A 23,033-nucleotide genomic window follows, 5' to 3' on the forward strand; every position below is an offset into this window, starting at 1 on the left:
CAAAACGCAACACGGCCGTTAGCCTGCGCAGCTAGGGCATCCGCATGTTACCGCATCAGGGTCGGGACGGATTATTCGATGGCCACCGCGAGGCGGCCGATGAGAGCGGCGACTTCGTCCAGCCGCGCCGAATCGGGCGTCTCGACCGCACGCGCCAGACAGGCGAGGCATTCGTCGTCGCTGAGCTCGGGAATGTCGGCCGGCAGAATCGAGGGGGCCATATGGTCGACCTGGATGTCTGGCATGGGAATCAGCTCCGTTGAGATCCGGCAAACCCGAGGCTCGATTTCAATTGAGTCGATTTGGCGCCACCCGCATGGCGTGACGGCGCCCGTGCACACATCTGCTTGAGGATGATTCCGGGCAAGAATCTATGGATGTGCGGCTCAGAGAGCAAGACAACGACGTCGCGCGCTACATGAGGGCGCGGCCATAAATCATTGAATCTGCGGCAGAATTTGGCTCCCCGGGCTGGATTCGAACCAGCGACCATCCGATTAACAGTCGGATGCTCTACCGCTGAGCTACCGAGGAAAAGGCGAACCAGTCGTTCGCGCGCGGCTGCGTATAACAAAGCCGCTTGCGCTTGCAAAGGACGAATTCGTCATCATCCGCAATGCGCCGGAGGAAGGCTGGGACGCCCCCTCCTCCGGGCCGTGTCGGCCAAACGCTACTCGGCGAGGAACGAGGTGGTCTTGGTGCCGGGATCGTAGCGCAGCCGAAGCGCGGTCATCTTGCAGAGGTTGACGTTTTTCCAGAGCACGGCTTCGTCGTAGTTCTGCCAGTCGACGCGGATGTTCCAGACGCAGCCCTCGTCGTCCTCGTCGAACTCGACATAGGTGCTGGCCTGGTTCTGCAAAACCTTCTCGAGTTCATTGTCCCATTCGTCCAGGCCATCGTCCGGCGCGTTGAAGCCCAGGAATTTGATGGCATAGCCGGTCTCGTTGACGACGGTGACGTTGCGGGCATCGGCCGCGAACGAGGGCATGGCGGCGATCGAAAGGCCGATCGCGATCAGTCCAGACAGAAAATATTTCATATGAAATTCCCCGATCGAAACAGGCTTCAGCGCCTGGCGTCGATCGGCGCAGGCGCCGCGGCAACCAATGTCGTTGCCTTGGAAGGTTCGTCCGGAGTGCGATCGAAAGGTTCAAGACGATCGATCGTCACTCCGGCACGTTGCGCGACGCGAGACGCGCTCAGCCTGTTTATCGATTCGAATTCTCCGCAGCAATGAACGGGCATTCATAGATCGGCGGTGTTCGTCTTCTCCGGTGCCGGAGCCGGCACGGCGGCGCCGTTGCTCTTCCCCGTCACGGCGCCGACCAGCGCCTTCACGGGATCGTCGTCGGGCGCAAAGCCGCTCTGGCGCAGGATCTCGTCGATCATCGGACGCAGCGCATGCACCTTGAGGAGTTCGCCGGCGAGTCCCTCGCCGAAGCCGACATTGCCTCCACCGGCGCCGTTGCCGCCGAAGGCGCCGCCGGTGTGCAGGATACGGACGTCCTTGAGGTTGGCGATCGGCTTGACCATCTCGGCCAGCGCCGACGGCATCGTCTCGATCCGCTTCTTGGCGATCTCGAAGTCGATGACGTTGCTGCCGAGCTTGTTCTGCGCCTCGTTCTTCATGGTGATGACGGCAGCTTCCGCCTCACCGATGTTGCGCACGCCGACGGCCTTGATCTTGTTGGACTCGGCTTCGGCCGTGGCCAGCGTCTTCACGGCCTCGGCGCGATCGAGCGAGGCCTTCTTCTCGGCTTCGGCCGCGACGATCAGCTCCGTCGATTTGCGCTCGGCCTCGGTCCGCGCGGCCAGCACCTGGGTGAGACGGGCGCGATCGGCGACCTCGACCGCGCGTGCGGTCACGACTTTTTCCTCCGCGGAGACCGCGATCGCTTCGGCGGTCTTGGCCTCGGCGACGGCTTCAGAGGTCTGCTTGCTCTTGGAGGCGATCTGGATCTCGTTCTCCTGCGTCGCGATCTGGATCTCGCGCTGGGCGTCGGTCTTGCGCTTGTTGATCGCCAGATCCGATTCGATCACCGCGGTTTCCTTGACCTGCTTGGCGCCGGCTTCCTTCTCGGCAACGGCACGGTCGGTATCGATGCGGGCATTCTCCTCGGTGAGGCGCGCGGTCTGCGTCGCGGTTGCGACCTCGGCGCGGGTGCTCGCGGTCTTGTTGGCGATGTCGCGCTCCTGCGACAGCTCGGCTTCCTTCTTGGTGCGCTCGATGCCGAGGGTCTGCTGCCGCGCCTCGAGGTCCTTCTGGGCGATCGCCACCTCGTTGTCGCGCACGATGGCGTTGCGGTCGCGCCGGCGCGTCTCGGTGACGGTCTTGAGCTGGGTGAGACCTTCGGCGTCGAAGAAGTTCTCCGGGTTGAAGAACTTGACGTCGGTCTGGTCGAGTTTTGTGAGCGACACGGATTCGAGCTCGAGGCCGTTCGACTTGACGTCGGACTCGACCGTGGCCTGCACGTGCTTGACGAAATCGCTGCGCTTTTCCTGCAGCTCCAAAATGGACATGGTCGCCGCCACCGAGCGCAGGCCGTCGACGAATTTGGCCTCGACCTGGTTGCGCAGGGCTTCGGCGTCATTGGTCAGTGCGCCCAGCGTCTGGCTCGCAAGCGCGATACTCTCATCGTCGGGGCGGACGCGCACGTAGAATTCGGCGACGATGTCGACGCGCAGCCGGTCCTTGGTGATGAGGGATTCCCGCTCCTTGCGTTCCACGGTGAGCCGCAGCGTCTTCAGATTGACGCTGGCATAGGAGTGGAAGATCGGCAGGATCATGGCGCCGCCGTCGAGCACCACCTTCTTGCCGCCGAGGCCGGTGCGCACGAAAGCCTCGTCGCGGGTGGCGCGCTTGTAGAGGATGGTGAAGACGATCCCCAGGACGACGATCAGCGCGACGCCGATCATGGCCGGGACTGCGATGTCGAACATGATGTTCTCCGATGATGACTTGCTAGCTGTTTAGAGTGGGCTTGGAAGGTTTGAGTTCATCGTCGGCCTTGACCGCCACGAAGCGGGTGCCGTCGCGGTCGACCAGCAGGACCATGGTTCCCTGTGGCAGGGGCGATGACGCCGGCGCCGCAACCGCCCAGACGAAATGGCGGTTGCCGTGGACGTCGGCGACGCTGACTCGGCCGGGCGGCCCCTGGTCGAGCGGGCCGATGACGACCTCACCGATGCGGCCGACGAGATCCCCGAGGCCAACGGCATAGCTTTCATCCCTGGGAATGGCCCGCGCGATCGCCCTGCTGGCAGCGCGGACCAGCGGAACCGAGACCGCGACGGCCCCGACCGAGGCGAGCGTTGCCGGCAAGGGCCCCGCAACCATTCGCGCGATGTCCTGGATCAGGAAGCCGGTGATGGAGAAGGCGCCGAGCAGCAGCAGCAGGAAGATCAGAAGCGGCACGCCGCCGACATTGATCCAGGAAATGGCGTTGATCACGCCATTGTCGCTGGGGTGAGCGAAATCGATGTTGGTGCCGAGCATTTCGCTCAGGGAAGCCCCGACCAGCATCGAGACCACTTCGATCGAGCCGACGATGAGGATCATGGCCGCCGCGATCGCGAACGGCCTGACCTCCGGCGACATGACGTGTTCGAGCAGAGCGCTCATGACACGGTACTCAGGAGCGCGACTTCAATCGCGCGAGCCTCGCCGCAATTTCCTTGTCGCGATGCAGCGTGCTGAGCTCGTCGATGTCGCTCGAATAGGGAATACCCGGCGGCACGCCGGTGGCGCGTGCCACCGCCCTGCCCGCCCGCAACGCCTTCGCTGCCGCAGAGCCGCCGCCCTGTTTTCGGGATGACGTCGAGGCCTGATGGTTTGCCGCCGCCTCGCTCTTTTCGAGATCGGCACGGCGCTGCTCGGCGTCCTGGAGCGCAGACAGCACCGCGCGCAGCGAGGTGATGCATTGCTCGATCTTCTCGTTGTTCTCGTCGATGGCCCGGGAGAGCACATCGAACTGCGCCTCCAGATCCATCTGCCGCGCGATGCCGGCGCGGGCGAGATCGTCGCGGCTGTCAGCGATCGCGCCCTCGATCTTGGGGGCGAGATCGGCCATCTCACGTTCGATCTCGGTACGGCGCGCGTTGAGGCGATACTCCTCGGCACGCGCAGCGGCCAGCCCGTCGCGCGCTTCGCTCTCGGCCCGCTCGATCTCGCGGATGGCCTGCCCGACCACTTTCAGCTTGTTCTTGCCTTCCGCCTGCTCGATCGCGTCATAGGCGATCCCGGCGATCAGGCGCCCGACCCGGGACAGGAAGTTTTCGGGAGCGGCAGCGATGGTATCCATGGCGTTCTCCTCCTCTGGCAGATTGTTCGGCGTGACGCCGTAGTGAACTTCAAAGCCGTCGTCGGTGCGGATGAGGCGCGCGGGCACGCTTTGCCCCCAGCCCTCGGCATAGCCGGCATAGTCGAAGGGCACGCTGAAGCGTCCCTCGACGGTCGCAATCGAGATGGTGGCCGGCCCCTTGATCTTGGCGAGCTTGTCGTCGAGCGGCAGACGGCGGCCCTGTGCCGCGCGATACTCGGCGCGGTCACGCAGGCCCAGCGTCACCAGGCGCGAAGGCAGCGCGGTCTGTTTGCGGATCGGGTCATAGGCGTGGGCATGCAGCAGGACGACATTGGAGCCGACATTGTGGCTCCGCGCGACCTCATCGAGGATCTCCATCATGCGGTCATAAGCCCTGAACGTCGCCTCCAGCGCGGCCTTGGCGGCCGAATCAGGGGCAAGCCTGTAACGCAGCGCGGACGGCGCGTTTCGGGGCGACTGGCTCATGGAAAGCACTAAAGCACCATTTTGGTGCTTTAGAAAGAGGAGGCGCAATCACGTTTCCCTGACCCTCATGCACGCTACTTATTAGTCGTTGTGCCAGGGACCCACGTTCAAGCCGGGCGTTCACCCCTAGATCACACCCGATCAAGACTTCTTGCACGCGCGGGTTGCAATTTGAAACGAAATGCAGGGAGGGTTCGGCAAGCCGGTTGCGGCTCGCGCAGCCTTCGTGTCCCGGACAAGCTGCAGCCGTCAGCGTTGCGGCGCAGAGCCGGGCCCCGGGAAGCCGCGCACCTTGCTGATGCATGGGCCCCGGCTCTGCAGCGCACCGTCGAACCGGACAATGCTTCGCATCGCCGGGGAGACGCTGCGCAGCGTCCGGGGCACGCGAGACTAAGCGCTCCCCCGCGCAACGCCTCGCTCCACCAATTTGCAATGTGTAACGCAGACACAGATCCGCATCCTCGCGGCTCACTCTGCCCGAGCTTTGCTCATCTCATCGCCCTCTTTGTCAGAGGGCGCAGGGAAGACCGGGTGCCGGCTGGCACCCGCGGTCCACTGTGCGAAACCTGCGTGACAAGAAGCTGCACAGCGGCATACAGGTGTAGCCAGGACAACCCGGCCTTCCCTGCGCAGTGGTTTGACGGCTTATGTCGTGCTCTCCCCGGGGAGCGTTGCACTATTGCCCCCGTCGCCTTGCGGATGGCTGATGCGCTTGCCCGGTTGAGCAATACACATCACCGCAAGACTTGGCGCACAGACCCCGGGCGCCAGGACGACACGATTTTGCCGTACGCCGATCACACCGGTCGTGTGCGCGAGGTCTTTGCTCACGGCGCTCCGCCCTGCAAAACCCTTCGCGCCGATGTAACCCACGTCCACCGCAGCTCACCCCACGTTTCGTGACGATCGCGATACGCCCCTCTGACCGGGGTGAGGTGGCCGGACAATGCGACAAAGCCGAAATTCTGTAAAGGCGAATATTTTCGCATGCGCGTCTTGCCCCACGGCTAGCGTGTTTTGCCCGTCGGGCAGCGCAACCGCTTGTAGGCTAGGAGCCGGATTGCGCCTGCGATCCCATCCGGGCGACGGGAGCTGCGGCCCCCGTTGATCCACAGGCTGTCCGCAGCATATCCACAGGACCGCCATCGCGAATTCGTCAGCCGGCGCGAGCCACTTGCTGCGCACACATCCACAGGTCCTCAGCCGCCGGCCTGATCGAACACGCTGCGGCAGGCTTCGCTCAGGCTCGAGCGGTTGCGCCGCAGGCACGCCGTGATGGCGCGGACGTTGGGGATTTCGCCGGCGCAGAGCCGGTAGACGTCGGGCGTGCAGGCCCGGCGCTGTTCGGCCGTCCCCTGCGCGTGGGCGGCGGACGCAAACAGCGTCAGGAACAGCCCGACCGTGGAGGCGCGGCGCGCCCGGCTCTTCACACCCGCAAACCGCAAGAACCTCGCCTTCATGACCAGTCTCCCGTTCCGCCGTGCCCGCTCCAGCCTGCATTGAGCCGGTATGCGAAGGGGTAGGAGAAATAAACCGCCGAGGATGTGATCTCTTTCACATTGCCGGCGCGGCGGAGGAACCTAGAGTTTCCCAGGGGATTTTTTACAAACCGCTAACCAATCGGGACCCGATCGCCGGATCGTTAAAATGCGAACGATCCGCTCAACCGGGTAACAAACCGGCTTTGCGACATTGCGCCGTCCGCGTTCTGCGAGGGTGCGATGAGAAGCGAAGCCGAATTCAACTTGTTGCTGGATGCCGTCCGGGACGCCATGGTCATTGAAGACTTTGCTCGCGCGCCGGAGGAGGAGTTCGTGCCCCGCTCGTGGAGTTTTGACGCGACGCCCAAAGCCGCCAATGACAACGAGGGCGCCTGGCCCCTCCTGCCGTTCCCCGACGGATGGTACGCAGCCTGCTGAGGGCTGCTTTCACGGTGAGCCGTAGCGCCCGCTTCGCGGGCGTTTTGCCGTCGCCGGAAATCGGGCGGCGCGACGATCAGGTCTTGACGCGTTCCTCGCCATCCTGCGGCGCCCGGTCGGGTGCGGCCGATGGAAAGATGCTGTCATAGATCGCACGGGCCTCGCGGATGAGGCGGGCCCGCTCCAGCTCGGATTTCGGGACAAATCGGACGATGTCGCCCACGGGTGCTCCAGCGCTCGTTGATGTCGGTCGCATCACTTCGCAGATGCGAAGTCTATGCCAACGGGCGTGAATCGGGGGTTCCAGCGAGCTCCGGACAAACCCGGTGATCGATCCGCCTCTCACGTCGGCAGAACGTTGCGCGCAGCATCAGCGGCGCCGGCGGCGAAATCGAATTATGGTGGGAGATCAGAGGGATATGATGGAGGCCACGACCAGAATTGAACTGGTGTACACGGTTTTGCAGACCGTTGCGTAACCACTCCGCCACGTGGCCCCGTAAGGCCGGAGCAATATAGGGGATGAAGGGTTTAGGCAACCGCCTTCGTCCGATTTTGGCTGGAGGCCGCCCCGTCAGGGGGACCTTCGAACCGCTACGCCTTCTTCCCGCCGGACCCCGCCAGATATTGCGCGAGAATCGTATCGGTTGCGCCGGCCGCGATGATCTTCCCCTGCTCCAGCAGGATCGCCCGGTTGCAGGTGCTCTGGATCAGCTCGATGTCATGCGAGGCGAGCACCAGGATGCCGGCGCGGGCGACGATCTCATCCAATCGCTGCCGCGCCTTCTTGCGGAATTGCTGGTCGCCGACGCCGATCCATTCGTCGAGCAGCACGATCTCGCCCTCGACCGCGGTTGCGACCGCGAAGATCAGGCGCAGCATCATGCCGCTGGAATAGGTGCGCAGCGGCAGGTCGAGCCGGTCGCCGAGCTCGGTGAACTCGGCAATCTCCGCCCGCCGCGCGTCGATCTCGGCGCGGCGCGCGCCGATCACGAGCCCGCGCCGCATGATGTTCTCGTAACCGGTCGCTTCCTCGTCGAAGCCGGCCTGCAAATCGAACAGCGACAGGCAGCGGCCGCGCACGTCGATGCTGCCCGCCGTCGGATGATAGATGCCGGCGAGAACCCGCAGCAGCGTGGTCTTGCCGGCACCATTGGCGCCGATGATGGCGAGGCGGTCGCCGGCGCGGATATCGAGGCTGACCTCGTTCAATGCCTTGACGAGGTGCGAGACCGCCGCCTTCCGGCGCAGCGTCACGGCGCCGACGAACCGGCTGCGCAGCGAGCGGTCGCGAAACGACAGCACCGGAAACGTGACCGAGACGTCGCGTAGCACGATGTGGGCCGTGGGGGTCATGCGCATCACAGCCAATACGCCACGCGATGGCGGTATTTTGCGTAGCAGCCGAGGCCGATGACGGCCACGACGATCGCATAGAGGGCCCCTAACAGCCATTGCTCCGCATCGGTCGGCTGCGACAACAGAGGCCGCCGCACCAGATCGAGCAGCGTCGCGAACGGATTGACCCGCGTCAGCCAGTGAAACGCGGTGCCGCGCGCGCTGTCCTCGGTCCAGATGATCGGCGTGAGAAAGAAGACGAATTGCAGGCCGCTGACGATCGCCGAACCAATGTCGCGAAAACGCGCGCAGAGCATGCCGAGTGCGACCGAGCCGCCGAGCAGCGCGAGGAACAGGATCGCAAACCCGGGTAGCGCGAGCAGCATGCTCCAGTGCAGCGGCCAGGGCATCACGACATAGAGCAGCACGACGATCACCAAATGATGCGCGAAGATGAGGACGTTGCGCGCGATCATCTGGAGGATATGAACGATCAGCGGCGCCGGCACCGCCTTGATGAGATGGCCGGACGCCACGAAGATGTTGGAGCCCTCCTGGAGCGTCGTGGCGATCAGGGTCCATACGATCAGGCCGACCGCGAAGGACGGCAGGAAGGTGGCGATGTCCTGCCTGAACAGCGCCGCATAGACGGTGCCGACACTTGCGATCGTCGCGGCCAGCGTCAGCGTGATCCAGAGCGGGCCGATCACGGTCCTGCGGTAGCGCAGCGAAATGTCCATCAGCGCGAGCGTGCCCCAACGATCGGGCCGCGCCGCCTGTGCCAGAATTTCCTTTGCTGCGAGCTGAATACGACTGCCCCTCAGGTTCTCGCTCTCCGATGCCGCAACAGGAGAGCAGATCGCAACCGGTGTCGGCCGATCGTCTCTAGACGCCCGGCCCTCGCGGTGCAATCGACCGTACAGATGAACTAGGCCGAAGTCAGGCTCGTTTGCGCCGCCGGAAGTCGCGCCGGCCCTTCGGGGCAGGCTTGGGCGCCAATTCCGGCATCTCGGCCTGGACCTCGCGGTAGCGCGTTAACAGGCGTTCAAAGCTCGCATTCAGCGTCTCGGCGATGTCAGGACGCCGCTCGAGCCCGGCGAGAATCGTCGCCGCAGCCTCGATCGTGGAGAGCCCGTCCTTGCGCGGCTCCTTGCGCAGACGCCCATAGCGCGAGGGATGCGCCGGGTTGAGGATCACGCGCTGGCATTTGAGCATCCAGGGATTGCGCCACCACAGCGCCTTGGCCTGGCTCCAGGTGCCGTCGAGCAGCACGATTCCTTCGAGCTTGCCGAGGATTCCGCGCTGGTTCTCCGCGACCTCGCCCTTGCGGTTGAGCGCGACGATCTCGCCTTCCGCTTCGAGATCGGCGGCGCGGGACGAGCCGAGATAGAGCACGGCCCAATGCGAGGCGTTCTCGACCGGCCGTCCCAGCGCCTTGGACAGGCTCGGCCAGGACAGGCCGACCCGCACTGTGGCATCGGCAAAATGCCGGGCCAGCAGCCGCGCGGTGCCGAGCGCCCTGTCCTGCTCCTGCGGATGCTGCAGGATCAGGAGCCCGAGGCGGCTCTTTTCAATCGGCGTGACGCTGTCGCAGATGCACAGCGGCATCGGCTTCTGGCAATGCGGGCACTCGGGGATCGGATCGGCGGCGGCAATATCTGGCGGGTTCGACATGGGCGCCGCTATACGCTTGATGCGGCGCTTCAACAACCTATTCCGCCGGCGCAGGCACCGGACGCGGCTCCGACCGCCGCCGCAGGCGGTCGATCAAGAGGTAGATCACGGGCGTGGTGTAGAGCGTCAGGATCTGCGAGACGAACAGGCCGCCGATGATGGTGATGCCGAGCGGACGGCGCAGCTCGGTGCCGGGGCCGGTCGCGACCACGAGCGGAATGCCGGCGAACAGCGCCGCCATGGTCGTCATCAGGATCGGGCGGAAGCGCGCCTGGCAGGCCTCGAAGATCGCCTCCGCCGAGGACAGGCCGCGCTGGCGCTCGGCGTCGAGCGCGAAATCCACCATCATGATGCCGTTCTTCTTGACGATGCCGATCAACAGGATGATGCCGACGAAGGCGATCACCGTCAGCGGCGTGTTGGTGAGCTGCAGGGCGAGCAGCGCACCGAGCCCGGCCGAGGGCAGCGTCGAGATGATCGTGAGCGGATGGGCGAGGCTCTCATAGAGCACCCCGAGCACGATATACATCGCCACCAGCGCGCCGAGGATCAGCAGCGGCTGCCGGCCGCTGGTCTTGGCGAAGTCGCCGGCATTGCCGTCGAAGCTGCCGCGGATGCCTTCGGGCATGTGCAGTTCCTCCACCGCCCGCTGGATGTTCTGGGTCGCTGCCTGAAGCTGCACGTCCGGCAGCAGGTTGAACGACACCGTCGTCGAGGGAAACGACTGCGAGTGATAGACCGCGAGCGCGGCCAACCCACGCGTCGCGTGCACCACGGCCGACAGCGGCACCTGCGCGTCGCCCGCACCGGCGACGTAGATGCGGTCGAGATTGGAGGGATCGACCTGGAACTTCGGATCGATCTCCAGCACGGTCATGTATTGGTTGCGCTGGGTGTAGATGATCGAGATCTGCCGCTGCGAGAACGCGTTGTTCAGCGCATTATCGATATCCTGGACCCTGACGCCGAGCGCCGAGGCCTTCTGGCGGTCGATCGCGAGCGTGAGCTGAAGCCCGCCGGGATCGCGGTCGCTGGAGATGTCGGTGATGCCCTCGACGCTCTCCATGCGCTTGGCCACGATCGGCGCCCATTTCTGCAGCAGGCCGAGGTCGGTGCTGGTCAGCGTGTACTGGTAGTCGGAATCGCTCTGCCGCCCGCCGGCGCGGACGTCCTGGGCGGCGAACATGAAGAGGCGGATGCCGGGCACGGGATACAGCGCGCGCCTCAGACGGTCGATCACGACCTGCGTCGAGACGTGGTCGCGCTCCTCCGGCGGCTTCAGGCTGATATACATGACGCCGCGGTTCGAGGTCGCTCCCCCCGGCCCGCCTCCGGCGCCGACGGTCGAGCCGATGCCGGCCACGGCCGGGTCCTGCATCACGATGTCGGCGAGCCGCTGCTGCAGGCCGAGCATCGACTGGAACGAGATGTCGGCCGAGGCGCGCGTCGCTCCGATCACGAAGCCGGAATCGTCGGTCGGGAAATAGCCCTTGGGGACCTTGATGTAGAGCGTCACGGTGAGACCGATGGTGGCGAAGAACACCAGCAGCGTCGCCAGCGGGTAGTCCAGCACGGTGCGCAAGGTTCGGGCGTAAAAGGCGACGATGCGCGTCAGCGAGCCCTCGATGATGCGATCGAACAGCGTCGCCGTGCCGGACGTGGCCTGCCGGATGTAATGGGCGCAGATCATCGGCGTGACCGTGAGCGACACCAGCGTCGAGACCAGGATGGCGAAGGTCAGCGTCAGCGAGAATTCGCGCAAGAGGCGACCGACGATGCCGTCCATGAAGATCAGCGGCGTGAACGCCGCGATCAGCGACAGGCTGATCGAGACCACCGTGAAGCCGATCTGCCTCGCGCCCTCCAGCGCCGCCCGAAGCGGCCGCATGCCGTGCTCGAGATTGCGATACATGTTCTCGATCATGACGATGGCGTCGTCGACCACGAAACCGACCGAGATCGCGAGCGCCATCAGCGACAGATTGTCGATCGAGAAGCCCGCGACCCACATGCCGGCGCAGGTTCCGGCCAGCGCCAGCGGCACCGAGATGCCGGCCGCGATCGTCGGCGTCAGCCTGCGCAGGAACACGAACACCACGACCATCACCAGGACCGCGGTCGCCAGCAATGTCCATTGCATGTCGAGCACGCTGGCGCGGATCGTCCCGGTGCGGTCGACCAGGGTGGAGATCTCGACGCCGGCCGGAATCCACTGCTTCAGCTGGGGGACCAGCGCCTTTACCCTGTCGACGGTATCGATGACGTTGGCATCGCCCTGCTTGGTGATCTGGATCAGCACCGCCGGCTGCTTGTTGAACCAGGCGATCGAGCGCGCGTTTCGGACGGAATCCTCGATGTCGGCGACGTCGGACAGCCGCACGAAATTGCCGTTGGCGCTCTTGATGACGATGTCGCGGAACTCTTTCGCCGTGCGCATCTGCTTGTTGAGGGCCAGCGTCTCGCTCTGGCGCTCGCCGTTGAAGATGCCGACGGGGCCGAGCGGGTTGGCGTTGACGATCGCGGTCCTGACGTCGTCGGTGGCGATGCCGGCGTTCGACAGCGCGACGGGGTTGAGCTGGACCCGCACGGCCGGCTGGTCGGCGCCTGATACCGTGACGTCGCCGACTCCAGGCACCTGCGAGATGCGCTGCGCCAGCACCGTGTCGGCGACGTCGTAAATCGCGCTGGCGGATAGCGTCTTGGAGGTCAGCGCCAGCACGAAGACGGGCGCGCCGGCGGTGTTGGCCTTGCGGAAGCGCGGCAGCGTCGGCAGGTCGCTCGGCAAGTCGACCATCGCGGCGTTGATCGCTGCCTGCACGTCGCGCGCGGCCTTGTCGATGTTGCGGCCGATGTCGAACTGGAGCTGGATGCTGGTATTGCCGAGCGTCGAGGTCGAGGTGATCTGGTTGATGCCCGAGATCTCGCCGAGCCGCCGCTCCAGGGGTGAAGCCACCGTGGCCGCCATCACCGACGGGTCGGCGCCGGGCCGGCTGGCCGAGACGAAGATGGCGGGAAAGTCGACGTTCGGGACCGAGGCGACGGGAAGGAAATCGTAGGCGACCACACCCAGCAGGAACAACCCGATCGACAGCAGCGTGGTGGCAACCGGGCGGCGGATGAAGGGCTCCGAGATCGATGCCATCACTGCATCCCCTCGGTCGCGCCCGCGACCGGTGGTCCGCCGGATTCGGCCGGCGGCAGCGCCTGCTCGAGGCGGCGGTTGATGCGGTCGAGCGCGAGGTAGATCACGGGCGTGGTGTAGAGCGTCAGCAATTGGCTGAGCAGCAGGCCGCCGATGATGGAGATGCCGAGCGGAAAGCGCAGCTCGGCGCCGGTGCCGCTCTCGATCGCCAGCGGCAAGGCGCCGAACAGCGCCGCCAGCGTCGTCATCATGATCGGACGGAAGCGCAACAGGCAGGCCTGCACGATCGCCTCGTTGGGCGACATGCCCTGCCCGCGTTCGGCCTCGAGCGCGAAGTCGATCATCATGATCGCGTTCTTCTTGACGATGCCCATCAGCAGGATGATGCCGATCAGGCCGATCACCGAGAGGTCCTGCCCGCACAGCACCAGCGCCAGGATCGCCCCGACGCCGGCCGAGGGCAGCGTCGACAGGATCGTGATCGGGTGGATGTAGCTCTCATAGAGCACGCCGAGCACGATGTAGATCGTGATCACGGCCGCGAGCAGCAGCCAGGGTTGTCCCGCCAGCGCCTTGGCGAACTCGGCGGCATCGCCGGCATAGACGCCGACGATGCTGTTGGGCATTTCGATCCGGGTCTCGATCGCTTTGACGGCGTCGACGGCATCGCCGAGCGCGGCGCCCGGCGCGAGGTTGAAGCTGAGCGACACGGACGGGAATTGCGCCTGGTGCGAGATCGCGAGCGGCGCGGTGGTGCGCTTCAGCGTCGCCACGGCCGACAGCGGCACCTGCGCGTTGGGCGCGCCGGCGGTCGCGCTCGCGGCGCCCGGCAGATAGAGTTTTGAAAGGATCGAGGGATCGCGCTGGTACATCGGCAGCGCCTCCAGCACCACGCGGTACTGGTTGGCCTGGCCGTAGATGGTCGAGATCTGGCGCTGCGCGAAGGCGTCGTTGAGCGTATCGGTGATGCCTTGCAGGCTGACGCCGAGCTGGCCCGCGCGGGTGCGATCGACGTCGAGTTGCGCCCGCAGGCCGCCTTCCTGCGCCTCCGAGGAGACGTCGCGGAACAGGGGATCGCGCCGCATCTCCGTAACCAGCTTGCGCGCCCATTCCGACACCAGCGCCGCATCGGTGCCGGTCAGCGTGTACTGGTATTGCGAGCGGCTCGACTGGGTCGAGATCTGCACGTCCTGCACCGGCTGGAAATAGACGGTCATGCCGGGAATGCCCGCCACCCGCTGCTTCAACCGGCTCACGACCACGCTGACATCGTCCCGCCGCTCGCCGCGCGGCTTCAAGGTCATGACGAGACGGCCGACATTGGTGGTCGGATTGACCGAGCCAGCGCCGATCACCGAGACCACGCCGACCACGTCAGGGTCCGCCTTGATGGTGTCGGCGACCTCGCCCTGCCGCTTCTGCATCTCGGCAAACGACACGTCCGGCCCGGCCTCCGTCACCGCCGTGATCGAGGCGGTGTCCTGCAGCGGCAGGAAGCCTTTTGGGGCAACGACGTAGAGGACGAGGGTCGCAATCAGCGTGGCGAAGGTCACGACCAGCGTAGTCCGCTGGTGCTGCAAAACCACCAGCAGCGTCCGGTGATAGGCCTCGACGGTGCGGTCGATGAAGCGGCTGATGGCGGCGAGGCCCGGCACCGCCAGCTCCTCATGAGCATGCTTGAGCAGGCGCGAGCACATCATCGGCGTGAGCGTCAGCGAGACCACGGCCGAGGTCACAACCGCGATCGTCAAGGTCAGCGCGAATTCGCGGAACATGCGCCCGACGAGGCCGGACATGAACAGCAGCGGGATGAACACCGCGATCAGCGACACCGTCAGCGAGATCACGGTGAAGCCGATCTCGCTGGCGCCCTTCAGCGAGGCCTCCATCGGCCCGTCGCCATTCTCCATGTGGCGGACGATATTCTCGATCATGACGATGGCGTCGTCGACCACGAAGCCGGTGCCGATCGTGAGCGCCATCAGCGACAAATTGTCGAGGCTGAAGCCGGCGAAATACATGATGCCGAAGCTGGTGATCAGCGACAGCGGCAGCGCCACGCCGGCGATCAGGGTCGCCCGCAGCGAGCGCAGGAACAGCAGCACCACCAGCGTCACCAGCACGACACTGAGGACCAGCGTGAACTGCACGTCGTGGACCGAGGCGCGGATGGTCACGGTGCGATCGGACACGATGGTGAGGTTCACACCGGCCGGGATCGCGCGCTGCACTTTGGGGATTTCGGCGCGGATCTGGCTGACGACGTCGATCACGTTGGCACCGGGCTGGCGCTGGATGTCGATGATGACGGCGGGCGTGCCCTGGTACCAGCCGCCGGTGCGATCGTTCTCGAGGCCATCGACGATCTGCGCGACGTCGGCGATGGTGACCGGCGAGCCGTTGCGGTAGGCGATGATGACGGGCTTGTAGGCGTCGGCGGCGGCGATCTGGTCGTTGGCCGCGATGATGTAGGATTGCTGCGCGCCGTCGAGCGAGCCTTTCGGCCCGGAGACGTTGGCATTGGCGATTGCGGTGCGCAGATCTTCCATGGCGATGCCGTAGGCGGCAAGCCGCGCCAGATCGGCCTGGATGCGCACGGCCGGTTTCAGCCCGCCGAGCACCGAGACCCGTCCGACGCCGGAGATCTGGCTCAGCCGTTGCGCCAGAAGCGTGTCGGCGATGTCGCTCATCGCCCGCAGCGAGATGGTGTCGGAGCGCAGCGCCAGCGTCATGACAGGCGCGTCCGCGGGGTTCACCTTGGCGTAGGTCGGCGGATACGGCAGCGTCTTGGGCAGCACGCCCGCCGCGGCGTTGATCGCGGCCTGCACGTCCTGGGTCGCACCGTCGATGTCGCGGTTGAGATCGAACTGCAGCGAGATCTGGCTGACGCCGAACGAGCTGGTCGAGTTCATCGCCGACAGCGACGGGATCTGCCCGAGCTGCCGCTCCAAAGGCGCCGTGATCAGCGAGGCGATTACGTCGGGGCTCGCGCCCGGAAGCTGCGTCGTCACCTGCACGGTCGGGAAATCGACCTGCGGCAGCGCCGAGACCGGCAGCGCGAAATAGCCCAGCAGCCCGCCGATCAGCAGCGCGATGCCGAGCAGCGAGGTCGCGATCGGACGGCGGATGAAGGGTTCGGAGACACCCATGGGATCTGCCTGCCGCTTCAAGCGGCTGTTGTCGGGATCATGGCTGCTTGGCTCCACTTCCCGATGCCCCCGGACCTGGCGCAGGTCCTGGCGCAGGCCCTGGCGCCGGCCCGGTCTGCCCCTTCTGGTCGCCCTCGCTGCTACTCCGCTTGGCGCGGAACTCGCCGCCCTTGCCCTGTCCGTCCTTCTGGCCTTCCTTTTGGCCCTCCTTGGCACCGTCCTTGGCGCCATCCTTCTTCTGGGCGTCGGGCCCGCGCGAGCGTTTGCGCGGGGCAAGATCAGCCGACGGGGTCTGGTCGTCGCGGCCGACGGTCACCCTGGAGCCGTCGGACAGATTGGCAAAGCCCGTGGTGACGACCCTCTCGGTCGCCGACAGGCCGCTGGCGATCACGGCATCATGCTCGTTCTGCTGGGTCACCGTCACGGGCTTGGCCGAGACGATATTGTCCTCGCCGATGACATAGCTGAACGTTCCGATCGGGCCGCGCTGCACGGCTGATGTCGGCACCACCAGCGCCTGCATCAACGTCTCGACCTTGAGACGGACATTGACGAACTGGCCCGGCCAGAGCTGGTAGTTGGCGTTGGGAAATTCCGCCTTGAGCTTGAGCGTGCCGGTGGTCTGGTCGACCTGGTTGTCGATGCCAGTGAGCTTGCCGGTATCGATCACGGTGATGCCGTCATTGCCGAACACGTCGACCGCGAGCGTGCCCTTGGCGGCCGCGGCGTTGACGCGCATGATCTGTTGCTGCGGCAGGCTGAACCACACCGCGATCGGCTGCAATTGCGTGATGACCACGAGGCCCGTGGTGTCGGAGGCGTGGATGATGTTGCCCTGATCGACCTGGCGCAGGCCGGCTCGCCCCGAGAGCGGCGCCACGATCTTGGTGTAGCTCAGCGTCGCCGCCGCGTTGTCGATCGCGGCCTGGTCGGCCTTGACCAGCGCCTCGGTCTGCGCGACCAGCGCGCGCTGGGTGTCGGCCTGCTGCTTGGAGCCGGCGTTGGAGGCAGCGAGCTGCTCGTACCGCGTCAGGTCGATGCGCTGGTTGGCGAGCTGGGCCTGATCCTGCGCCTTCTTGGCGACCGCCTGGTCGTAGGTGGCCTGATAGAGCGCAGGATCGATTTCGCCGAGCACGTCGCCCTTCTTGACGTCCTGGCCCTCGGTGAAGTTCACGGCGATCAGCTTGCCGTCGACCTGCGAGCGCACGGTCACGGTGTTGAGCGCGCGGATCGCGCCGACGCCGTCGAGATAGACCGGAACGTCCTGAACGCGGGGCGTGGCCGCGAGCACGGGCACCGGCAGATCGAGCCTCTGGTTGTTGCGGTTGTTGGCCTGCTGCTGATGCGTCGCAGTCCAGCCGAGATAGAACAGGCCGCCGAGGATCGCGAGCGTGATCAGGGTCATGATGAAGCCGCGGCCGCGCGACTTCTTCGCCGTCCCCTCCTTCGCGTCCTGCTTCGTATCCGGCTTAAAGAGCATTGACCGGTTTCTCCATTCGCGGCTCCCAGCCGCCGCCGAGCGCCTGATACAGGCTGACGATGGCGAGCAAGCGGGCCAGTTGCGCCTGTGACAGCGCGTCTTCCGCCTGGAACAGGGTCAATTGAGTGTTGAGCACGGTCACGATGTCGGCGGTGCCGGCGCGCAATTGCTGCTCGGAGAGATCGAAGGCGCGGCGCGAGGCGACGACGACGTCGCGCTGCAATTGCAGCTTGATCGTGGTTTGCTTGATCGAGAACAGCGCATTGTCGACGTCGGCAAACGACTGGATGATGGTCTTGCGGTAGGTCTGGAGCAATTCGTCCTGCCGCGCCTTGGCGAACTCGAAATTGCCGAGGATCTTGCCGCCGTCGAAGATCGGCTGCGTGGCGCTGCCGACGAGCTGGAAGAAGGCCGCATGGGGCTGGAACAGCGAGACCAAGGCCGAACTCTGATAGCCGCCGTTGCCGGTGAGCTGGATGGTCGGAAAGAACTGAGCACGGGCATTGCCGATATTCGCCGTCGCCGAGGCGAGCTGCGCCTCCTGCCGGCGGATGTCGGGCCGCTGCGTCAGCAGCTCCGACGGCAGGCCGGGCGTCACGCGCGGGATTGCGATCCGGTCCAGGGAGCCGCCGAGCACGCGCACGCTTTCCGGCGGGCGCGAGACCAGCACGGCGAGCGCGTTGACGTTCTGATCCAGCGTCTGGCGCAGCGGCGGCACCAGGGCCTTCTGGTTGGCAAGCACGCTTTCCTGCTGGGCGACGTCGAGATCGGTGCCGGTGCCGGCCTTGCGCCGCTCCCTGACCGCATCGAGGATGCGCTGCGCGCTCGCAATGTTGCGCTGTGAGGTCCTGATGCGATCCTGCGAGGCCAGCACCTGGAAATAGGCATTGGCGACGGCCGCCAGCGTCGTTAGCGCGACCGTGTCGCGATCGAAGCGGTTGGCGTTCGCGGTCTCCTCCGCTGTCTGCAGCGCGTCGCGATTCTGGCCCCAGAAGTCGAGCTGGTAGCTCGCGCTCAGCGATGCCGAGTAATTGACGACCTCGCGCCCGCCGATGGAGAGGCCGGACGCGCTGGAGCCCGAAGTGCGCGAATAGGTTTCCGATCCGCCTGTCGACACGCTCGGCAGCAGCGCCGCACCCGCCTGCCGCGCCTGGGCGTCGGCCTGGACGATGCGCGCAACGGCGGCGGCGATGTCGAGGTTCACGGTCTGCGCCTCCTCCATCAGCTGCGTCAGCTCCGCGGAGCGGAACCCGCGCCACCAATCCAGTGACGGCGGCGCATCACCCTTGCCCGCATATTTGTACTGCGTGGGAACGTCGAGGGCGGGATCGGGAAGGTCCTGGGTCAGCACGCAAGCACCCGAACCGGCGGCAAGGCACAACACCGCAATCCAGCGCGCCGCGCGCAGCGTCCGGGATGCAGAACCTTCAGACCGCCGCATGGCGATCGCAGGAACATCCTCTGTCACATCCATCCCCCGCCGGGCAGATCGAACCGCCGCGCAGCCGGATTAGCCGATTCGCGGCGGGGCAGTCGGGGGGCTTTGGACAACTCGTTCACAGCGGGCGGTGCTTTCTGCGGAACCTCGAAAATCATACTAGCCGTGCGCTGACCAGCGGGACAGTCCCGCAGTTGCGAGATGGCCACGCCAATCAGGTGCGATCGAGCCGATATGAATTCGAAAAGTGACTGTCTCGCAGGGATTTCTCTCATTCTGAAACATTGGGATACGCGATCAAGCTTACCAAGATTTCATGTGTTATTGCTGCCACAGTGGCATCTGAGCCTTTCCATCCGACCGCACCAGCCCCCGCGGCGTCGGTTCAGTCGTGCGCTCCGGCCGCTCCATCTCGCCTGGCCTTCAATTCCCGAAAGGGAGCCATCCCTCGTGCAGATATGATTTCGGCCATCCAGACCATCCACGTCCCTCGGGTTTCGGCTCATCGCACCCTTGGAAAAAAGCGGTCGTGAAGCGGCTGGTGGCGACCGTCATCCTCCGTGCTCTGGCGGAGTTCAGCCATTTCCTCCTATCGATATCTCGCCGCGTGGCTGAACGCATCATCGCCGGCCTCGCCTCTCGATAATATCGCTATTTGGACAGGCGTTTCAGCTGGTTTCGCCGCAGCGCAAAAGCCTTCCCCTTTGGCCTCCCAAGCACTAGGTTCTGGCCGACCAGATCAACCCCTTGGTAGCGATTTCCCCGACATGACCATTCGAAATGACGTTGTCGAAGCCATCGGCAACACCCCGCTGATCAAGCTGAAGCGCGCCTCGGAACTGACCGGCTGCACCATTCTCGGCAAGGCCGAGTTCATGAATCCCGGCCAGTCGGTCAAGGATCGCGCCGGCAAATGGATGATCCTGGAGGCCGAGAAGCGCGGCGAGCTCAAGCCCGGTGGTCTGGTGGTGGAAGCGACCGCCGGCAATACCGGCATTGGCCTTGCGGTCGTCGCGAGCGCCCGCGGCTACCGCACGCTGATCGTGATCCCGGAAACGCAGAGCCAGGAGAAGAAAGACTTCCTGAAGCTGTGCGGTGCCGAGCTGATCGAGGTGCCGGCCCTGCCCTACGCCAATCCCAACAACTACCAGCATGTCGGTCGCCGTCTTGCTGACGAGCTGCGCAAGACCGAGCCGAACGGCGTGCTGTTCGCCGATCAGTGGAACAACCTCGACAATGCCAAGGCGCATTACGAGTCCACGGGCCCCGAAATCTGGGAGCAGACCGGCGGTAAGGTCGACGGCTTCGTCTGCTCGGTCGGCAGCGGGGGCACGCTGGCTGGTGTCAGCCGTTACTTGAAAGAGAAGAACAAGAACGTGCGGATCGCATGCGCCGATCCGCACGGCGCCGGCATGTATGAATACTTCAGGACCGGCGATCCCAAGGCGACGCCAGGTGGCTCGATCACCGAAGGCATCGGCCTCAACCGCGCAACCGCCATCGTCGAGACCGCGAAGGTCGATGATGCCTATCTCATTCCCGATGCCGAAGCCGTCGGCGTGATCTACGAGCTGCTGCAGCACGAGGGCCTGTGCCTCGGCGGCTCGACCGGTGTCAACATCGTGGGCGCCATACGCCTCGCCAAGCAGCTCGGGCCCGGCAAGACCATCGTCACCGTGCTGTGCGATTCCGGCAGCCGTTATCAGTCGAAGCTGTTCAACGCCGACTTCATGCGCGCCAAGAACCTGCCGGTGCCGGAATGGTTGGAGAAGCGCAGCAACATCAAGCCACCCTTCGTGTGACCGTCACGCGCCCCCTCGGGTCGGGGACGCGGGTCCACAACGTCAGCGCCGTTCGGCCGGTTTACGCGACCTCGCCGCGTTCCGAGGCCGCGGCACAATAGTCGCGCCAGAACTGGCGGTAGCCCTCCTCGACCCTGCGCGTGTAGATCGCGACATTGCCGGCCGCCGAGGCTGCGATCTGAGCCGGCAGGCCCGCGCGCAATTTCGCGAGATACTCGGGCTGCGAGGCAAATTTGCGGGCGATCTCGACATAGCCGTCGTCATCCTCGGCGACCCAGTCGTCAAGCCCGACCGCCGCCACGATGGCACCGCCGGCGCGCGAGGAGGCGCCGTGGCCGAGCTTGGCCACGACTGGAACGCCCGCATAAAGGGATTCCCAGGTGCTGACGCCGCCATTCTGCGGAAATGGATCGAGCGAAATATCGACTCTCGCGAAGGCCTGAAGATGTTCCGCGCGCGCTGACGAGCCCAGGCAGGTGATGTTCTCTTCTGGGATGCCCTGGTTCACGAGTCGCGCAAGAAGGCCATCGCGTACCAGAGAATCGTCAAGCAGCGTATGTTTGATGATGATCTTCGATCCGACCACCTCGCGCATCACTTTCGACCAAACGCGGATCGCCTCGTCCGAGATCTTGTTGACGCGGTTGAACACGCCGAAAGTCACATGGCCGTTGCGGAGCATGGGAAGCTCCGAAGCGGGCACATCCAGGATCGGATCGATCGTGATCAGGCACGGCAGATCGTAGACCTTTTCGGCCAGCAGATGACGGGCCGATTCCGGAATGAAGATCGGATCGGCGAGCACGTAGTCCATGGTCTGAAGGCCCGTGCCTGTGGCGTGTCCGAATCCGGTGGCCTGAATCGGGGCCGGCTTGCGGGCGAAGACCGGAAGCCTGTTGCCGGTCGTATGCCCGGACACGTCGATCAGGATATCGACCTTGTCGGCCTCGATACGATCGGCCAGCTCATCGTCCGAAAGCTGCGCGGCGTCGACCCAGACGTCCGCCAACGACTTGAACTTGGCTGTCATCTCATCTCGTACCGGCGAGCACGAATAGCAGACGATCTCGAACTTGGCGTGATCATGGTGGCGCAGCACCGGTAAGAGGCCAAACGCCGCCGAGTGGTACCAGAACTCGGCCGCGACATACCCGACCACGATCCGCCTGCCGGGATCGAGCTGCCGGGGTGCGAGCTTCCTCTGTGGCAATCTGGCGCCGATCGCATCCCACCAGGATTTGCGCGCGGCCTGCTGGACCGCGAAATCGGCCTCGGAGAGAAAGTCGAGAAAGTAGATCTTCCGCGCGATCAAGTCCGGCTGGTCCGGCGCAATTGCCAGACCGGCGTCGAGATGTTCGATGGCGGCTGCGATCTCTCCCTGGTTGGCAAAGCAGGAGCTCAGCAGCGCCAGGGCGATCGCCGAGCGCGGATTTTCCTCGAGCAACGCCGTGCAGGCCAGAATCGCCTGCGCCGTATTTCCCATGCTCAGCGCGACTTCTGCCTTCCCCCGCAAGGCCACTTCGAGTTTCGGTGAAAGCGCCAGTGCCGCGTCAAAATCCGCAGCTGCCTGTTCGGGCCGCGACAGCGCGAAACTGAGCCGTCCGCGGTGCGCGAGGAGCTTTGCCGAACCTGGCCTGATCGCGAGCGCCGCTGCGAGCGCGGCTTCCGCCTCGTCGTAATGCTTGAGCTCGATCCCGACCACGCCCTTGCCGATGAGGGCTTCGGCGTGACGCGGCTGAAACAACAGCGCGCGCTCGAAACTCTGTCTGGCGCGGTCAAATCGGCCCAGCGCCAGCTCGGCCAGACCCCGATTGCAGAGCGCATCGGGGTAGTCGGGCTTCAAGGCGATGGCGCGGTCATACAGTTCGATGGCTTGTTCCGGCAGGTTCATCTGGAGCAAGGCGTTGCCGAGGCCGGCCAGGGCCGGCGGAAAATTCGGCTTCAGCGCGATCGCTCTTTCCTGACACGCGCGGGCGGCCTCAAATTTCTGAAGGGACAGGTGGACAGCGGCGAGATTGTGATGCGCCTCGTGCGAACGTGGATCGATTGCGATCGCGCGCTCAATCAGTTGTTGCGCCTCCTCCAGGCGCCCGCCCTGTTGCACGCTGAGGCCGAGCAAATGCGTGGCGTCAAAATGATCCGGAACGGCTTGCACGATCTGGCGGCAGAGCGCTTCGCTCTCCGCATATCTGCCCTGGCCATAAGCGCTCGCCGCGGCGGAGATGATGGCGTCCGCCTGCTTCTTCAATTTCTTCTGCAATCGCGCATTCTGGAATGCGCGCGCGCCGGCGCTGCTCTGCAAAG

At 65.1% G+C, this 23,033-nt stretch carries 16 protein-coding genes, 2 tRNA genes and 1 pseudogene; 2 read left to right on the forward strand and 17 right to left on the reverse strand.

The window, feature by feature from the left end; all coding sequences use genetic code 11:
- Positions 1 to 71 precede the first annotated feature (71 nt).
- The 7 genes from CIT37_RS21145 to CIT37_RS21175 form a co-directional block, all read right to left on the reverse strand.
- Entirely contained in the window at positions 72 to 245 is a 174-nt protein-coding gene (locus tag CIT37_RS21145; protein WP_018320416.1) for a hypothetical protein, read from the reverse strand.
- A 214-nt stretch (positions 246 to 459) separates the two neighbouring features.
- A tRNA-Asn gene (locus CIT37_RS21150) sits at positions 460 to 534 on the reverse strand.
- A 136-nt stretch (positions 535 to 670) separates the two neighbouring features.
- Positions 671 to 1,039, reverse strand: coding sequence for a hypothetical protein (locus CIT37_RS21155; protein WP_028144697.1), 369 nt, complete (start codon positions 1,037 to 1,039; stop codon positions 671 to 673).
- Positions 1,040 to 1,245: 206 nt separating this feature from the next.
- Positions 1,246 to 2,940, reverse strand: coding sequence for a flotillin family protein (locus tag CIT37_RS21160; RefSeq protein ID WP_028144698.1), 1,695 nt, complete (start codon positions 2,938 to 2,940; stop codon positions 1,246 to 1,248).
- Positions 2,941 to 2,962: 22 nt separating this feature from the next.
- A complete protein-coding gene (locus CIT37_RS21165; RefSeq protein WP_028144699.1) occupies positions 2,963 to 3,622 on the reverse strand; it encodes an OB-fold-containig protein in 660 nt (219 codons plus the stop codon).
- Positions 3,623 to 3,632: 10 nt separating this feature from the next.
- Entirely contained in the window at positions 3,633 to 4,796 is a 1,164-nt protein-coding gene (locus CIT37_RS21170) for a PspA/IM30 family protein (protein ID WP_038970288.1), read from the reverse strand.
- A 1,190-nt stretch (positions 4,797 to 5,986) separates the two neighbouring features.
- Positions 5,987 to 6,247, reverse strand: coding sequence for a hypothetical protein (locus CIT37_RS21175; protein WP_015686208.1), 261 nt, complete (start codon positions 6,245 to 6,247; stop codon positions 5,987 to 5,989).
- 261 nt (positions 6,248 to 6,508) lie between these two features.
- On the opposite strand from CIT37_RS21175, the gene CIT37_RS21180 reads away from it, so the two are divergent.
- Positions 6,509 to 6,706, forward strand: coding sequence for a hypothetical protein (locus CIT37_RS21180; RefSeq protein WP_038970287.1), 198 nt, complete (start codon positions 6,509 to 6,511; stop codon positions 6,704 to 6,706).
- A 76-nt stretch (positions 6,707 to 6,782) separates the two neighbouring features.
- Here CIT37_RS21180 and CIT37_RS21185 read toward each other — a convergent pair whose 3' ends face one another.
- The 9 genes and pseudogenes from CIT37_RS21185 to CIT37_RS21225 form a co-directional block, all read right to left on the reverse strand.
- The gene (locus CIT37_RS21185) at positions 6,783 to 6,929 is read right to left on the reverse strand and encodes a hypothetical protein (protein ID WP_162832223.1); all 147 of its coding nucleotides are present in this window, start codon (positions 6,927 to 6,929) and stop codon (positions 6,783 to 6,785) included.
- A 200-nt stretch (positions 6,930 to 7,129) separates the two neighbouring features.
- A tRNA-Cys gene (locus CIT37_RS21190) sits at positions 7,130 to 7,203 on the reverse strand.
- A gap of 97 nt (positions 7,204 to 7,300) precedes the next feature.
- Positions 7,301 to 7,906: pseudogene (locus tag CIT37_RS21195) on the reverse strand (ABC transporter ATP-binding protein); the annotation flags it as partial.
- 161 nt (positions 7,907 to 8,067) lie between these two features.
- The gene (locus tag CIT37_RS21200) at positions 8,068 to 8,784 is read right to left on the reverse strand and encodes an ABC transporter permease (protein WP_028144703.1); all 717 of its coding nucleotides are present in this window, start codon (positions 8,782 to 8,784) and stop codon (positions 8,068 to 8,070) included.
- A gap of 199 nt (positions 8,785 to 8,983) precedes the next feature.
- Positions 8,984 to 9,718, reverse strand: coding sequence for a tRNA-uridine aminocarboxypropyltransferase (locus CIT37_RS21205; RefSeq protein ID WP_095424175.1), 735 nt, complete (start codon positions 9,716 to 9,718; stop codon positions 8,984 to 8,986).
- Between the two features lie 37 nt (positions 9,719 to 9,755).
- Positions 9,756 to 12,860, reverse strand: coding sequence for an efflux RND transporter permease subunit (locus tag CIT37_RS21210; RefSeq protein ID WP_095424176.1), 3,105 nt, complete (start codon positions 12,858 to 12,860; stop codon positions 9,756 to 9,758).
- Positions 12,860 to 16,009: an efflux RND transporter permease subunit gene (locus CIT37_RS21215; RefSeq protein ID WP_038970282.1), complete on the reverse strand. Its 3,150-nt coding sequence runs from the start codon at positions 16,007 to 16,009 to the stop codon at positions 12,860 to 12,862. The genes CIT37_RS21210 and CIT37_RS21215 overlap by 1 nt, the downstream gene beginning before the upstream one ends.
- Positions 16,010 to 16,046: 37 nt before the next feature.
- Complete coding sequence (locus CIT37_RS21220) at positions 16,047 to 17,489, reverse strand: efflux RND transporter periplasmic adaptor subunit (protein ID WP_095424177.1); 1,443 nt, start codon at positions 17,487 to 17,489, stop codon at positions 16,047 to 16,049.
- Positions 17,479 to 18,963: an efflux transporter outer membrane subunit gene (locus CIT37_RS21225; RefSeq protein ID WP_085968199.1), complete on the reverse strand. Its 1,485-nt coding sequence runs from the start codon at positions 18,961 to 18,963 to the stop codon at positions 17,479 to 17,481. The genes CIT37_RS21220 and CIT37_RS21225 overlap by 11 nt, the downstream gene beginning before the upstream one ends.
- A 731-nt stretch (positions 18,964 to 19,694) precedes the next feature.
- Here CIT37_RS21225 and CIT37_RS21230 point away from each other — a divergent pair.
- Positions 19,695 to 20,729, forward strand: coding sequence for a cysteine synthase A (locus CIT37_RS21230; protein WP_095424178.1), 1,035 nt, complete (start codon positions 19,695 to 19,697; stop codon positions 20,727 to 20,729).
- Between the two features lie 61 nt (positions 20,730 to 20,790).
- Here the strand turns inward: CIT37_RS21230 and CIT37_RS21235 are convergent, their stop codons facing one another.
- Entirely contained in the window at positions 20,791 to 23,031 is a 2,241-nt protein-coding gene (locus CIT37_RS21235) for an O-linked N-acetylglucosamine transferase, SPINDLY family protein (RefSeq protein WP_161966452.1), read from the reverse strand.
- Between the last annotated feature and the right edge of the window lie 2 nt (positions 23,032 to 23,033).

This window comes from Bradyrhizobium ottawaense, assembly GCF_002278135.3.
In the GTDB taxonomy this organism is placed as follows: domain Bacteria; phylum Pseudomonadota; class Alphaproteobacteria; order Rhizobiales; family Xanthobacteraceae; genus Bradyrhizobium; species Bradyrhizobium ottawaense.